This is a genomic window from Virgibacillus salexigens, assembly GCF_014905415.1.
In the GTDB taxonomy this organism is placed as follows: domain Bacteria; phylum Bacillota; class Bacilli; order Bacillales; family Amphibacillaceae; genus Virgibacillus; species Virgibacillus salexigens.
In genome coordinates this window covers 495,275-509,475 of record NZ_BNEO01000002.1, presented here as the reverse complement: position 1 = coordinate 509,475, position 14,201 = coordinate 495,275, and the positions used below count along the sequence as shown (strand labels likewise).

General features: G+C 34.6%; 17 protein-coding genes and 1 pseudogene. All 18 read right to left on the bottom strand.

Translation table 11 applies throughout. The features are described 5' to 3' along the window. Positions 1–319 precede the first annotated feature (319 nt). Positions 320–715 carry a VOC family protein gene (locus JKP73_RS10155; RefSeq protein WP_200411187.1) on the bottom strand — a complete coding sequence of 132 codons (396 nt, stop codon included), beginning with the start codon at positions 713–715 and terminating at the stop codon, positions 320–322. 62 nt (positions 716–777) lie between these two features. Then, entirely contained in the window at positions 778–1,038 is a 261-nt protein-coding gene (locus JKP73_RS10150; RefSeq protein WP_021291438.1) for a DinB family protein, read from the bottom strand. Next, positions 1,039–1,389 carry a VOC family protein gene (locus JKP73_RS10145; RefSeq protein WP_038244110.1) on the bottom strand — a complete coding sequence of 117 codons (351 nt, stop codon included), beginning with the start codon at positions 1,387–1,389 and terminating at the stop codon, positions 1,039–1,041. 566 nt (positions 1,390–1,955) lie between these two features. Continuing rightward, positions 1,956–2,573, bottom strand: coding sequence for a DUF4352 domain-containing protein (locus JKP73_RS10140; protein WP_021291441.1), 618 nt, complete (start codon positions 2,571–2,573; stop codon positions 1,956–1,958). A 237-nt stretch (positions 2,574–2,810) separates the two neighbouring features. After that, complete coding sequence (locus JKP73_RS23400) at positions 2,811–2,933, bottom strand: hypothetical protein (RefSeq protein WP_021291442.1); 123 nt, start codon at positions 2,931–2,933, stop codon at positions 2,811–2,813. Between the two features lie 54 nt (positions 2,934–2,987). After that, on the bottom strand, positions 2,988–3,455 hold the full coding sequence (locus tag JKP73_RS10135; RefSeq protein WP_200411186.1) for a hypothetical protein: 468 nt from the start codon (positions 3,453–3,455) through the stop codon (positions 2,988–2,990). Between the two features lie 245 nt (positions 3,456–3,700). Beyond that, entirely contained in the window at positions 3,701–4,387 is a 687-nt protein-coding gene (locus JKP73_RS10130) for a response regulator transcription factor (protein ID WP_200411185.1), read from the bottom strand. Beyond that, positions 4,384–5,472 (bottom strand): sensor histidine kinase, encoded by a 1,089-nt coding sequence (locus tag JKP73_RS10125; RefSeq protein WP_038244114.1) that lies wholly within the window; start codon positions 5,470–5,472, stop codon positions 4,384–4,386. The genes JKP73_RS10130 and JKP73_RS10125 overlap by 4 nt, the downstream gene beginning before the upstream one ends. 77 nt (positions 5,473–5,549) lie before the next feature. Continuing rightward, a complete protein-coding gene (locus tag JKP73_RS10120) occupies positions 5,550–5,747 on the bottom strand; it encodes a DUF5957 family protein (protein ID WP_021291446.1) in 198 nt (65 codons plus the stop codon). 1 nt (position 5,748) lies between these two features. Further along, positions 5,749–6,168 carry a DUF6220 domain-containing protein gene (locus JKP73_RS10115; protein ID WP_200411184.1) on the bottom strand — a complete coding sequence of 140 codons (420 nt, stop codon included), beginning with the start codon at positions 6,166–6,168 and terminating at the stop codon, positions 5,749–5,751. Positions 6,169–6,535: 367 nt separating this feature from the next. Continuing rightward, a complete protein-coding gene (locus JKP73_RS10110; protein WP_200411183.1) occupies positions 6,536–7,474 on the bottom strand; it encodes a DUF4030 domain-containing protein in 939 nt (312 codons plus the stop codon). A 209-nt stretch (positions 7,475–7,683) separates the two neighbouring features. Beyond that, a complete protein-coding gene (locus tag JKP73_RS10105) occupies positions 7,684–7,896 on the bottom strand; it encodes a hypothetical protein (protein ID WP_200411182.1) in 213 nt (70 codons plus the stop codon). Between the two features lie 340 nt (positions 7,897–8,236). Further along, the gene (locus tag JKP73_RS23615; protein WP_200411181.1) at positions 8,237–8,680 is read right to left on the bottom strand and encodes a YcxB family protein; all 444 of its coding nucleotides are present in this window, start codon (positions 8,678–8,680) and stop codon (positions 8,237–8,239) included. Between the two features lie 230 nt (positions 8,681–8,910). Continuing rightward, positions 8,911–9,720, bottom strand: a complete 810-nt coding sequence (locus tag JKP73_RS10095) for a CPBP family intramembrane glutamic endopeptidase (protein ID WP_188941936.1) — start codon at positions 9,718–9,720, stop codon at positions 8,911–8,913. A gap of 832 nt (positions 9,721–10,552) precedes the next feature. Continuing rightward, positions 10,553–10,720, bottom strand: a complete 168-nt coding sequence (locus tag JKP73_RS10090; protein ID WP_021291452.1) for a hypothetical protein — start codon at positions 10,718–10,720, stop codon at positions 10,553–10,555. Positions 10,721–12,053: 1,333 nt separating this feature from the next. Then, positions 12,054–12,659 (bottom strand): cysteine dioxygenase family protein, encoded by a 606-nt coding sequence (locus tag JKP73_RS10085; RefSeq protein ID WP_200411180.1) that lies wholly within the window; start codon positions 12,657–12,659, stop codon positions 12,054–12,056. A gap of 182 nt (positions 12,660–12,841) precedes the next feature. Then, entirely contained in the window at positions 12,842–13,546 is a 705-nt protein-coding gene (locus JKP73_RS10080) for a metallophosphoesterase family protein (RefSeq protein WP_200411179.1), read from the bottom strand. Between the two features lie 144 nt (positions 13,547–13,690). After that, positions 13,691–14,132 (bottom strand): annotated as a pseudogene (locus JKP73_RS10075) (NUDIX hydrolase). Positions 14,133–14,201 lie beyond the last annotated feature (69 nt).

The following is a 14,201-nucleotide window of genomic DNA, read 5'->3' as shown; positions in this document are numbered from 1 at the left end:
CCTGCAAATGGTATCTGTGAATCAGGGGTAAAAACCTTACATTATATCCCCCATTCTTTTGTAATCCTAATATTATATTCAGAAAAGTTCATCTCCTTTGCAACCCTTTGCATTTCCTCTTGTCTTATACCCCCTTCAGGGAGGAAGACTGCCAATTAATTTCCTTGGTATTTGTTCCCAGCAAAGACATCAAAAATATAAAATTTCATAATAATCCTTCTCTAGGCGAATTTGAATATTTTCCTATTCCACAAAATGGCTTTGTTCTAACATAGAGCATAGATTCCTATCCGGGAAAAAGCGCCTGTATGCAGAACTTTTAAGGTGCTACGAGTTCTACTTTTATTCTGTCTGGGTCTTCAAAGTAAATGGCGTAATGGTCATCTCCCCCGGCGAAAGGATGCTGCTCTGTATAAAGTATGGTAATTCCTTTATCCTTCAATTTCTTAGTCATCTCATCAACGTGTTGGCGTGAGTCCGCATAAAAAGCCAAATGATTTAAACCTACTCTACATCTATGATATGGAACGTCAAGAAATCGTTCTTCTGTTTGGACAAAAACAATGTAGGTATCCTCAATTTTCCAACTCTGTCCACTTTCCCATTTTTGAAAAGGTTCGTATCCTAGTTCCTCAAGGTACCAACACCAAAAATCAATTGACCTTTTTAAATCGGAAACATATATCTCAATATGATGAAGTAATCCGTTTGACAAGAAATAACCCTCCTTCCCCTTATTCTGTTCTTGCGCTCGATTGCGAAAGTTAGATATAAACTTTATTTACCATCCGTATAGAATTTAAAAAACTTTTTCGTTGAGTTGATTTCATAAGGATACAAAGCATACTCAGTAGGTGAACTCGAATAACCATGTTGACATATCATATCCGTAAGATTTCTGCGATGATATGTGCCGTGGCTGACAATATGCTGAACCAATTCGGAAAGATAGGCTAAGAGGGCCCCTTTAAAGGTATTCTCTTGACTCTTAGAGTTTGGCTCGATAGCATCTTGATATACAGGTTTTAAAGCATTCATCTATAGATGGACTAAAATATTGACAAGCTTTCCGAACGGATCCCTAACGAAAAAACGGCGTACATCCCATGGCTCATTAGCCGGTCCATACTCAACTGGAATACCTGCTTCTTTTATGCGGGCTAATGCATCATCAAGATCATCAACTTCAATTGACAAATCGGGCACCGGAGTGCCGGAACCACCTTCTGAAAGGAAACTAATTTGCGTTTCCATTTTTTCATGTGATCCGTATGTTGCAATAAAATCCATATTCATTAATTGATCAAGTCCAAGAACTTCCTCGTAAAAGTGCTTAGCTTTTGTAAAATCCTGAGTTTCCACATTGGCAACAATCCGTTTAATCTTCATCCTTATTTCCTCCAGCGCTATCATAAATTTGTTCTACAAATACAGAAGAAAGGGCGCCTCTTACCCCAGATAAGCGCCCGTTAATGTAAAGAGTTATACATTAGAATTTCCAGCAATTAAATAACCAAAGTAAAAAACTAAAAGTCATAAGTACATTTGAAATAATACCAAACTGCAAACTGATTCTCCCCTAATATTCCAAACACAATGACAGGCTGTTCTTCACTACCCATGAAGGATGACTCAAAGCCTATATCCCGATAGAACCTAAGTAATTTTCCAATTTTCTTTTAACAGAGATCAACTCCCTTAATTATTATCCTTAGTAAGAAATTCGACAAATGAATAAAATATCCTTTAAGATGCTATCTTTCCGTCAAATCGGATCGATTGATCAAGTTCTTATTCCAGATCTGCCTCCATTGTGGAGGATTAAATGAAACATCTTGAAGAGAAGCTAGATTTGATTACTCTAAACAAATCAAGTAATACAATGACGTTTATAAGCAATAAAAAAGACTTTTCCTGGTGGTGATCCCTGAAAAGAGCCTTTTTACTACTTATTATTAATTTGTGCTTGATGTTAAATCATTAACTTTCCAGTGTACATCGGTAGGGTCAATAGAACTTACAACATAAAACATGTATTCATCTGCAACATTTGGAACTTCAAAAGAAACATCCAATGTCACTGATTCGTTTGGTTCGATTTGAACGTTTAAAGCGTTTTTGTCAGGAAGAACTTGTCCTTCATAAGATTTGTCCCCTGGTTCTTCACGCAATTCAAACTGTAATTCCGAAGGGTTAACTGTCTTCCCATCATCACGAACATTTTTCACAGTAAAACTAACAACGACAGAATAATTATTGTTAGATGTTGATTCTTCTGGTTTTATTTTTTCAGAATAAGCACTATTTACTGTTGTGCCATAATAACCACCTTTAGATCCTTCACCATACAACATAATCCCCTTTTCTAATCGTTCCATACGCTCTTGATCACCGTAAGGTTTTGTTGCTGGCCCTTGTTCATTATCTTCGTTCATTTTGTTATCCATGTTATTTTCTTCTTTTGCTTTCGTTACGTTGGATTCATTTTCTGATGTACTAATCATTCCATTAACCAAAAATAATCCCATAATTATGATACCTATACATGAGAGTCCAAATATTTTTTTCTTCATACAACCACCTTCATAAAAAAGTATTTATCCAAAATTTAACATAAAATCAGATAAATATGTATTTTAAACCCTAAGCCTATTCCAAAACTTAGCCCGATTGATCAAGTTCTTATTCCAGAAAAGCATCGTTTGTGGTATAGTCAAACCAAGATTCTCAAAATCGGACCTGTTTTATAGCGCCCTTAACGACGCTAATTTTCCCCACAAAAAAGACAACCGCAACAATCTGCGATCGCCTTACTTCGATCTATTTTTCCTCTTTTCAATTTCCTTTTTAATCATCGGTACACCTTTTTCTTTAACTGCTTTTTTCACTTTGGGGTTGTTCAGCAATTTTACAACCTTCGTCAATTTTGACATGGTTCATCCTCCTATTTATCATGACAAGACAAACATCTCTCTGATTTACTTTTATTATAACCTATTACCTGTCCAATATAAAACATTTCCCTTAACCGCCTCTTTAGATATAAAATTGTGTTTGTAGTACTTGATAAATCCAACAAACATTAAAATGGAACCGATGATGTTATAGGCAACGCGGAATCCGTGAACGATAAGGAATTCTTGTGCTGTTCGTTTTAAGAATTCAACAGAATGAACATCTACCCCTTCGATGAACAGAATCTCGTTACGTGACCATGCAAATACAATGGATGTCGCTCCTTCTAACACAATCATAAGGATACTGAATAAAATCCAATATCGGACTGGCTCGGTCTTCCAGGCTAGCATCAACGCCAGAATTCCTGTTAAAATACTTGCTGCTCCTAAGGGTGGAAAATAGGTATGCGGGCTTGCCACTGCCATAAATTCCATTCCGAGCTCCAACGACTTGGGAATGTTATGAAAAATATTCGGATACAACAAGAACGTATCCACCAAAATACTTCCCAACAAAAGCCATTGAACCAGAGGTGGACTAGTACTGTTCCAAACGTAAATTTTATTAACATAATCAAAGCTCCTTTATTTGACACTCAAGGATGTGTCCCTTTGTTATTTTTCTAAAACCATCATAATCAATAAAGCTTAAATTCTTCTTATACAATTCTTAACGAATCCTTAATTCATTTTAGGTATAAAAAAAGAAGCTCTCGATGAACTTCGCTCTTATAATTCCTTATTTATTTTTTAAACCGGTAGCCTGCTCCCCATATTGTTTGTATATACTTTGGATTGGAGGGATCTTTCTCTACTTTCTCCCTTAATTTTCTGATATGGACGGTTACAGTTGTAATATCTCCGAATGAGTCGATCCCCCAAATCCGTTCAAATAATTCTTCTTTCGCAAACACGCGGTCTGGATTTGAAGCAAACAATATTAATAAATCAAACTCTTTCGCACGTAACTCTTTTTCCTCTTCGTTAACAAAAAGCCTACGTGAATTCAAATCGATGTGCAGACCTTTTATACGAATTTCATTTGGTTCATGATTCTTTCCAACGAGCCGTTCGTATCTGGACAAATGGGCTTTCACCCTAGCGACAAGTTCACTAGGATTAAAAGGCTTCTGGATATAATCATCAGCACCACGATCAAATCCGCGTATTTTATTAATATCTTCTTTTCGTGCAGTGACCATTAAAATAGGAATATCCAAGCAATCTCGCAATTGTCTGCAAATGTCAAAACCATTAACACCTGGCAACAATAAGTCCAGGATAATAAGGTCGTAATTGTTTTGTAAAGCTAGTTTTATTCCTTCTTCACCAGTAGTTGCAATATCAGAGAAATATCCGTTTACTTCTAAATAATCTCTTTCCAATTCAGCAATATGCATTTCGTCCTCAATGATTAGAATCTTTTTCAAGACGACACCTTCCTAAGTGTAAAATAAATACTTGTCCCTTCCCCTTGATCGCTTTCAGCCCAAACCTTACCACCATGTTCTTCGATTATTTTTTTAACAATCGCTAACCCAAGTCCACTGCCCCCTGTAGAGGAATTTCTTGAAGTGTCTGTTCGATAAAAGCTTTCGAAAATACGGGGAACATCTTGCTTAGCGATCCCGCTTCCATTATCATTAATCTCAACTTTGACCTGTCGGGACTCAGATTTTAAGTAGACCCCAATCTTCTTATACTCTTTATCCATATATTTCAGGCTGTTTTGAACAATATTGGTCACGATCCGCCTTAATTGCTCACGATCTGCTTTCACGATATAATCATCATTTTTATCAGCCCTCAGAGCAGCTATCCCCTCTTCTTTTTCCAGGTCAAAAGCCAATTCATCAATAAAATCTGTGAAAAAAGAATATAAGTCTACTTCTTCAAACGTAAACGGGATTTGTTCGATATCTAATTTGGAATATCGAAATAAATTATCGATAAGACCATCCATATTGTTAGCCGTTTTATAAATGATATCCATATACCGTTCCAGTTTCTCCGGGTTATTTGCAACTCCATCCTGAATTCCTTTTACGTAGCCTTTTATCGATGTTAATGGCGTCGATAAATCATGTGAAATACTCGCAATCAGCTCCTGGCGGTTGCGTTCATACCTTGCTTGATTCTCTTTTGCCTGTTTTAGCCTTAACCTCATCAATTCAAACGTATTGGAAAGCTCACCAAGCTCATCTTTCTTATTAGTTACAATTCTATATTCCAAATCGCCTTCACTAATCTTCCTCGCCGAAAAGATTAGTTGCTTTATCGGTATAATAATACTCCTGGACACGTAATACGTCAGTAAACCATTCGTAACAATCAAAATGAGTACAATCGAAATCAATCGCAAATTAAAAAATAACTGTAAATCCGAACCTTCTATGCTGCCATTAAGAATAACAAACATAACGTATCCTAATACTATTTCTACTAATAAAAACCCAACAATCGGAAGCATCACCATCCCTATGTTAGATAATATTAATCGTTGCTTAATGGACATGACCTTCACCTACTTACATTATTGTTACTATCAACTATGAATTTAAACTAGTCGTTAAGATGAGTTTAGCATATCACTTATTTAATTTCAGATTGTTTTTTGTCAATAATCGGTACGATAACTGCACAAATAATGGTCGTAAAATACGAAAGATACTTAATACCAATTGGTTCGTTAAATAATATCATTCCCAATACTCCAATAAAACTTGATAACGCAATTCCAAGAACAAATCCTCCGATTAAGCCGACAAGTATTCCTAGAAATATTCTCATATTACGCCTTTCCCTTCAGATTATTTTTGTTATCGAATGTGAATTTCCATACTTTTGAAACCATTGAGTAGGACATTACAAAAAATAGAACACCAAAAACGGGATGCATCGCACCTAACAATGGTAAGTTAGCTGAAATATTCGCGGTGAAATACATTAGGAACATCGAAATTAGAATCCCTAACACTTGCCAATACGCCCAGTGTGGTAAGGCACCGATAAATGCAAAGACCAACATGAAAACCGGTATATTAAATCCAAATAAGTGAACGAATGTCATATGCTTCATCCAATTCGCCGGACTTATAAAAATAGCCATGCCTGCCAAAAAGATTTGAGTGACTACACTTAATGTAAAAATAATGGCTAATACAAGGTAGACAATCCTACCTATACGAACTCTCTGATCTATTTTTCGCAAATTGTTTCCTCCCTGTATTTGAACACTGTATCAATCATACAAACCAAATATAAAATCACTCTTAGGTAATTCTTAAATAATTCTTAAATAAAAACAGGATATTTCAACTAAAATAACGGTAGCTCATTTGGAGCTACCGTTGGTTTCATTACACTAATACGCTTTTCCGTTCTTTCCATTCAACCAAATATTCCTATATGAATAAATTACTAAGCATTATGGTGATCGAGAAATCATTTTAATAATGGGGCGTATAAGACTACTTCTACCTAAAGAATAAGCTTTATTATGCTGCGCTATTTTATCAAATAGTGACAAAATTTTTTGAGTCTTTTCACCTCTTTATTCTAATCTTGCGCCCGTTTAATTACCCTTCATTTATTTTCTTATTATCTTCACTTAGAACATAAATTTTTTGAGTGCCGGGAAACGATTTTCTTACATTGTCGTATTGAAATAATCCTTTCACGAGCTTCTCAATATGTTCTCCAATTTCCTTGGCACTTGGATCTGAGCTGTTTATCGAGGTATTAATAAAGACAGGATCATTAGGAGTTAATACGGTCGTAGACGTAATTTGAAGACCTTCTATATCCTTCAATCCCTGGTTGATGGCTGGAATAATTTTCAACTCCCAGTTTCGTTTTATACCATCAGTAAAATATGTTGGGAAGTCCTTAACATTAAGCCCTTTTTCTTCAGCAAGCTTGATAAATTCTTTATGATAGTTGTTAATCTTTTGAGGGTCCTTAATCTTTTTATGTTTTTTATAAAAAGACAAATTAAGTGTTTCATGGCGGCCATCGGTGGATGTAATCCCACCTCCTGCGTGAACCTGTATTTGATGGATCTGTTCCATTTTCTGTGCAACTTCCTTCATCATTTTTTGCTCTCGTTTTAACCTTTCTGTCACATTGGTGTCATTGGCATAAGCAAGAACTTTAACATCATAACCCTTATAATTTTTTGATTTCAGGACCTGTTCAATACGTTGTTTAAGGTCGTATAAATAATTTAAATCACTCTTGGCATAAGGCCTATATACAAAAATAATTTCTTTTTGGGCATGGGAAATGGTTAATTCACGGCCATCTGGAAAGCCTTTTTTCTTAAATACCTCTTTTAAAGAGTCGTGTATAGCATTTTCCAATTTGATGTTTTCGTTAATCATTTCATAATGGGTAATTAATTGATTTGAACTGCCTTTAACTTTTGCTGACGTAACTTCACTGAATCCGGTAAAGTCAAGACCAACGAAGCCTATTAACAGCAGCACTGTTATTTTCCTAACAATTCGTTTATTCAACCGTAGACCTCCTAGGTACATTCACTTTATTTATAGTTATATTTACCCTTAGTTAACGATTTATTCGGAGGTTCTATTTCGATTCCAGATATGCAGGCTATTGCGGTACACCTATGGTAACTCGTAAAATCCGTTTATAAGAAGGTACAGTATTATTTGCCTGATGTCCTTCAGCTACGATTTAACTTTGAGAGGATAGTAAACATTTTCTAGAAATCTACTTCACTTAGCTCTTTTATTTCCCCTAATAGTTCTTTGTGTTTTTTAATCGTAATTAGAGGTTCTTGTAGTGAATTAACATCACTATATGGAAATATAAAGGTTCCATCATCTAATACGTAAAAAGCATACGAAGCTTTCTTACCTACTTTTAATTCTTTGCCTTCAGAAAAGGCAAACGTATAATTATCCTGTGTTTTCATTTTCTCAAATACCTACTCAGAAGTTGTTCTTTTTACCTTAAGTCCCTCTATAATAGTTAATATTTGTTTTATCTTTTGTTTTTCATTCACCATTTTAGTCAATTCTTCAGATGATGAATTATTTACCGATTTTTGAATCAATAACGACCCCGATAAATCTTTATCCTTTACTTGTTTAACTTTTTCATTATCAGAACAGGCACTTAATATAATTGCAAAAAGGATTAGAATTGAAACTAAATATTTAATAAAAACACCCCTAATTTTTCCAACATTATTCCTGATTCGCGCCCTTTAATGAAAGACTAATTTCATGATTACACTTCTATCGTCTAAATTTTTATGGACCATATTTTAATAATTCGATGGCTTTATTAGTATTAAAAAATCTCTTAGGTAAAAGAATGGCTTTATTCCTAGAAACATATAAACGAAACATTTTCTTATGTTCGTATGCTTTAAAAATATCTCCCCATTCAAAATATGTATTCGAACTTCCTCTTTTCTGATGAATTCTTTGTTCACTAATCAAATAAGAAAGATCGTGTCTTATTTGTGTATCGCTTTGAAATTCTTTACGAACTCTTATCCGTAGTATGAATTTAAGTATCAATATTAACGGAACCGTAATAAAAGAAGCTGTAAGTAAAGAAGATAATATTATAGTAATCCAAGCCACGAAAATTGAATACCCAAATAAGAAAGATAAGAAAATCCCTATTTTATAAAAAAGTAAGACAATTATAGCACTTAATATGATTACCTGAAATATAAAATTCCCCATAAGATATTTTCTTATATGTTAAGCATTATGCAGTTTAAAATCCTCATATGTAATGTTCCCCGTTAACAAGATCTCTGCATTTTCTCTTTCCATTTACTTCTCTGCCTCTCTATCATAGTTTTATTCTTAATAATAAGTATCCACAATAACAAACTATATCTCCCTTTTCAAAATAATTCCATAGCCTAATTGCGTTAACGCGCCCTTTGTTGAAGAAATCCATTTTGTTTTTAATTAAAAGGTACTTTTCTTTTCCAATTGTGGTTTGAATAAATAAATGACAATACAATCGCTCCAACAACACTTGGTAGCAAAATAAATGATAAAAATTGAAGTGTGAACATCCCACTCACATCAAAATGTCCGTGAATAGGTCCTAAAATTTGTGTTGCTGTCATAATTGCAGCATGAAATCCAATTGATGTCCACACACTTCCAGATATAGCCCTAAGCACACCTAAAATAATTGCAAAACCTGGGATAAATTGAAGCTGTTCAACAGAATACATCGCCCCTATAAAAGAGGCAAATAAGGAAAACAACAAAGCTTGTAAGATGATTGTCCCCCAATGAGGGAATAACGCATTTAAGTAACGATAGATATATCCCCTAAAAACAAGTTCTTCAGGCAAGGCTTCTATAAAAAATACAGTTATGAATAAAATCAAAATACTCATCAATAGGTAACTCAAATCTGTATAAACTTTTATTTCAACCCACCCAAGCATTAAACAAATATATAAGCCAATAAATGCAGGAATTGTCCAGAGAAAAAAACCAAGAAGAAATGAAAAAATATTTGTTCTAACAGTTAACTGCCCAAGTTGGTTCCATGAAGTTTTGTCAGTTTTTAGTGCAATCTGTAAGAGAATAACGGTTAAAACAGTTGTGATTAGAGCAATTATGAAGTGGCTAAGAGGACTATATTGTTGAGCCATAAACGTATCACTAAGATAGGTTATAAAATTCCAAATGATAATACTTGAAGCCGACACTGCAGCAATCCTTATTATTATGTCTTTCATTTTATAATTTTTCACCCAATTCACTTTCCTCTCCGCTCTCACCCTTTAGATTTTAATTTCCTAATATTCAATTCTCCTTTCGCAATCCTTCCTCGTTAGTTTAAGTTCATGTCTCACAATGTAACTATGATCTTAACATAAATATCAAGCTTCATATTCAAAACCTGGCCCGATTGTTATGCAATCATTAGACCAACCTTTGCACCAAGATCTGTTGCCCAAGAACATAAAAATTTTACCATAATGAGAAACCAAGAAATCGCCAAGTCTTTTTGGGGTATTTAAATTGAATAATATAAAAGATGACTAAGATGCGAAAGAAACTTCAGTAGCATATACATCTCGGAGCCAATTCCCCCTTCACTCATTCCAGTCCCGAATAAGCCTAATACGATATACGACAATAATAAAAGCAAAATAATAATGTTATATAATGAAATGCCTTCTTACTCAACTATATCAATCCTAATATTTAATATTTTTATCCTTTTGCTATTTCTTCCACTAACTGATCCTATTGTTCAATTTCCATTCCAGATTTCGCTCAATAGCTGAAAGATTATCGAAGTAACTTAAATTTGTTTATATTTGTTTGTAAAGCAAATTTCACAATAAATACTCCCATTTGTGGATTCCACCCATTAATTAGTGATCGACTCTGTTATTCCAGAGCACCCTTTTCCGGCGATTTTGCGATTGCTGCCATGAACTCATCAAGTTTAATTTCTTCACAAGTACCACAAGTGTTTTTTCAATTTTGATAAAAGCCCATATTATCACCCCGAATTATTTCATGTAGTGTTATCCTACACAAAATCTTCTCACACTCTTGCTTCCGATTGTTTCTTTATTTCGTTCTTTTTTTTAATGCGGTTATTATAATCGCAAATAAAACTATACTTAATACAGAACCCAGAGCAAAACCTAAAGAAATGAAATCAAAAACAAGATATACAATTAACATACATAAAAGATATCCTGCCACAAAAGCCAGCAAAAAACGCTTTAGCTTCATCACTAATCCCTCCATAAACTAGTCTTTATAAGCAATTTAAACGCATCTCTATATTAAGAATAGCACCTGATTTGAAGAAGATTGGTTTAAAGATTAGAAGACTTTTAAGTGGCGTTTTATTCCAACCCACGCTTATACCTAAAAAACATCACACCGGAATAAACCACTGTGAAGGTTATTGAAGAAATAAGAAAATTGGATAAACCTCCAGAAAATAAAACGAAATCTATTATAAAAAATGTGATGTTCACCAAAAGTAAGACTATTGCTGTCCTCAACAATAAATTATAATTTTTCCATTTGGGCGAACGATCCAACATCAAAGCAAATATACCCAAAACTAACACAAAGAAGAATCCAAATAAGGATACAATTAGACTTTTTTGCTCCACGACATAGGTAGAATAGAAAACAACAGCAGATAAAACAACAAAAAATAAAATACCAATCCACATCTTAACTCCGATTGTCCAGTTCATATTTTCCCTCTCTTTTCCGCAAAATGATCCTTATATACGATATTGACGCTAGAGAACATTGCATTCCTCCTTTGTTGCGTATAGAAAAGAATAGCATGAAAAATTTCAAGTATTTTTTGCTCGCCAACTTGTATATTTCAATCAGCTATTAATTTTTCTCCTAAAATAGTTTTGCTGGATCAGGTGTTAGAGTCAAACCTTTTTTCAATGACCTCTTTTTGTATAATATATAATGTTTATCACTGTACTTAAAATTTACTTTATTGGCACCGAATGTGACAGCCTTACTGTTTCTCATGAGAATTTCATATTTACCGCAGTCACCGTCAGAGTAAGTTACAGCAATTTGTCCTTTAAATGTTCTAGGTTTTTGTACATAGGTACATCAGCTACGAGCCCATCTATCACTTTCTTTAATATATTGCCAAAATATCCTTGAATGACGCCAATTTACTGATCCCTCTATTGATATTATTTTGTAGAGAAACCATTTAATTTTATTGCATAATAATATTCCTGCATTTTAACCACTTTCTGTCGTTATTAACTTTTTAAACGATTAAATAGTTCCAGTAATTAATTTAGGGATTTTTATAAAATTATTGTTTCCTCATCTAAATAACTTGATGGTTGAATTCAAAGTATTCCATGCACCACACATAAATTGTATCAAATTTTTTCCAAATCGCTATCCATCTTTTTTTAATTACGCCAAGAGTAACACCTGCAAGCATGAAAAATACCGGCACGATGTACGCGCGTACGTGCCGGTTACTAATACCACTTGATTGGGTAGTAATAATTAGACTCATTCTTTTTATGCCACAAACGCGCCCGATAATTGAATAAACCTTTTATCTTATCTTGTTAATTTCGTTGCCCTCAAGACATGTTTCTGTAGTATATCCAACAGTTTTTTGATGAGTAAGGTAGATGTCTTTTTGATCAGTCTGTTCAAATACCCGAAACTTTTTAAGCTGTTTTCCATAAACATGAATGGTGATGACCGTTTCTTCCCCTTGAGGTTTCAAAATATGGCAATCCGCTGGTGGCAATAGCTCTCCAGTGCTTTGTTCATTTATAGTCATTGTACCAGCATATCTTAGTTTAGTAGTTTGATTAGAATACGATTCTGATTGTAAATAATTAAAAATCTTCATTCGACCTGAAAAAACTCCCTCTACCCCCCATGTTCCATCATGGTCGTGTAATGGTGTACTATGTTCAGGTTCCCAAATGAGTGCAAGAATCTCAAAGCGGTCTTGTGGATCGCGATAAAGAGAATGACGACCATAACTGTTATTTCCTGCATACATTTTTTCCATGGGAAGCCATGACTTACTGGACAATAATTTACTGAGATGGTGCTCAGCCTGTGGAACTCGTTCACTATCAGAATTAGTTGTTTCTACTACATTAGTTAAATCCCGAATGAAGTCTGACAGTTTATAATGGTTCATAAAATATTCCTCCTCTTTAAAGTTAAACAACATCAAATCATAATTTCTTTGGTAAAAATACAATGCAACGGTGAAAAACAACGGGAAAATAATAAAAGAAGTTATTTGGCTATTCATATTCCGGAATTGCGCCCTATTCTTGAATAAGCAATGTGTAGTCAAATAATTGCAATGTACATTGGTTAAGGTCCTTCATAAGGTGGATTTAAATAATGATCAGTAAAATCCTCTTTGAAAGGTGCATTGGATTTGAGAATTCTTTCGGTAGCCGTTTTTGTATCGTACGTAGTGACATTTAATTCAACATTAGGACCAAATACAGCCCAACAAGCACCGTTAGCCCGGCTTTGTAATCCGACACTTCCTGCATTGATGATGCGTTTTCCACCGACTGTACGGTCAAATTGAATGTGAGTATGACCACAAACAATGATATCCTGCGGAACACCTTCGATCATTGGTAGAATCTCTTCTTCAGGAGTATCCATACGAATTGCCTCTTCATCACTGCGAGGCGAACCGTGTACAAATAGGATTTCTCCCAACCCATCTATGTTCAAAATTACCTTTTCGGGCAGCCCTTTTAGAAACTTCAACTGTTCTTCTGTTAATTGATCTGCACACCAGTGGTTTAATTCTGCTGTAAAGTCATCCAATCCTTTTTCTTTCCCGTAGCGATAGGGAACCTCACGATCAACGTTTCCCCTGATAAAAGTGAATTCTTCTTTATAATCCATCAAACAATCCATTACTTGACGTGGCTCAGGTCCCCAAGCCAAATCTCCCCCCACAACAGCTAGATCAACATCTATTCTTTTGATTTCTGCTAAAACAGCTTCTAATGCCGAATAGTTCGCGTGAATATCGTAAATTGCAGCCACACGCATTCGTAATACCCTCCCCCATATTGAATTAATTGCCTTTCCCAATATACAAAGAAAGACTCTTTCATTTCTTCCGTAAACTGGCCCTTATACGCCATATTGGCGCCATTCCTTATTAGTGAATAGCGCCCGAATGTTGAAGAAGTTTTAAGCGTTATGAACTACCTTCCCACGAAGAATATATGGAATAATGGACTCACCATTTATAAGATTTTTTTCTACAATCGGTATATATGCATACTTTTTTGCTATTTTTGCCTCCATCCAAGTTACCTCTTCAATCTCTTCTGGAAATAATATATTTATTTCACCATCTATAATTCTACCTTTAAAAGTAAAAGAATATTGCGTGGTGCCCTCGTTCTTCAAAAAAAGCTTCACTTACTGCAAAAACACCGTCTAGTTCAACGTTTAACCCTGTTTCTTCTTTAACTTCGCGAATAGCTGCGTCTTCTAAAGTTTCTCCATTTTCCACTTCCCCACCAGGTAGTGTATAGTAAGCGGATTGGCTTCCTTTATTTTTCACCATCAATATATTTTCTTCATCACTATCATATAGAAGTACATAGGCAACATCCACTCTCTTCAAAGTTTTTCCAACCTCCTTGGATAATTGATACATACGTAACTACTTATTGGGCTAAATGGCCCTTTTCTC

Bases quoted from the DNA above. Each gene is read 5' to 3' on its own strand.
- JKP73_RS10120 (WP_021291446.1), bottom strand. From the start codon at position 5,747: ATGAGAATATTTCTAGGAATACTTGTCGGCTTAATCGGAGGATTTGTT.
- JKP73_RS10085 (WP_200411180.1), bottom strand. From the start codon at position 12,659: ATGAACCATTATAAACTGTCAGACTTCATTCGGGATTTAACTAATGTA.
- JKP73_RS10080 (WP_200411179.1), bottom strand. From the start codon at position 13,546: ATGCGTGTGGCTGCAATTTACGATATTCACGCGAACTATTCGGCATTA.
- JKP73_RS23400 (WP_021291442.1), bottom strand. From the start codon at position 2,933: ATGTCAAAATTGACGAAGGTTGTAAAATTGCTGAACAACCCCAAAGTG.
- JKP73_RS10145 (WP_038244110.1), bottom strand. From the start codon at position 1,389: ATGAAGATTAAACGGATTGTTGCCAATGTGGAAACTCAGGATTTTACA.
- JKP73_RS23615 (WP_200411181.1), bottom strand. From the start codon at position 8,680: ATGGGGAATTTTATATTTCAGGTAATCATATTAAGTGCTATAATTGTC.
- JKP73_RS10105 (WP_200411182.1), bottom strand. From the start codon at position 7,896: ATGAAAACACAGGATAATTATACGTTTGCCTTTTCTGAAGGCAAAGAA.
- JKP73_RS10140 (WP_021291441.1), bottom strand. From the start codon at position 2,573: ATGAAGAAAAAAATATTTGGACTCTCATGTATAGGTATCATAATTATG.
- JKP73_RS10125 (WP_038244114.1), bottom strand. From the start codon at position 5,472: ATGTCCATTAAGCAACGATTAATATTATCTAACATAGGGATGGTGATG.
- JKP73_RS10150 (WP_021291438.1), bottom strand. From the start codon at position 1,038: ATGAATGCTTTAAAACCTGTATATCAAGATGCTATCGAGCCAAACTCT.
- JKP73_RS10090 (WP_021291452.1), bottom strand. From the start codon at position 10,720: ATGAAGCTAAAGCGTTTTTTGCTGGCTTTTGTGGCAGGATATCTTTTA.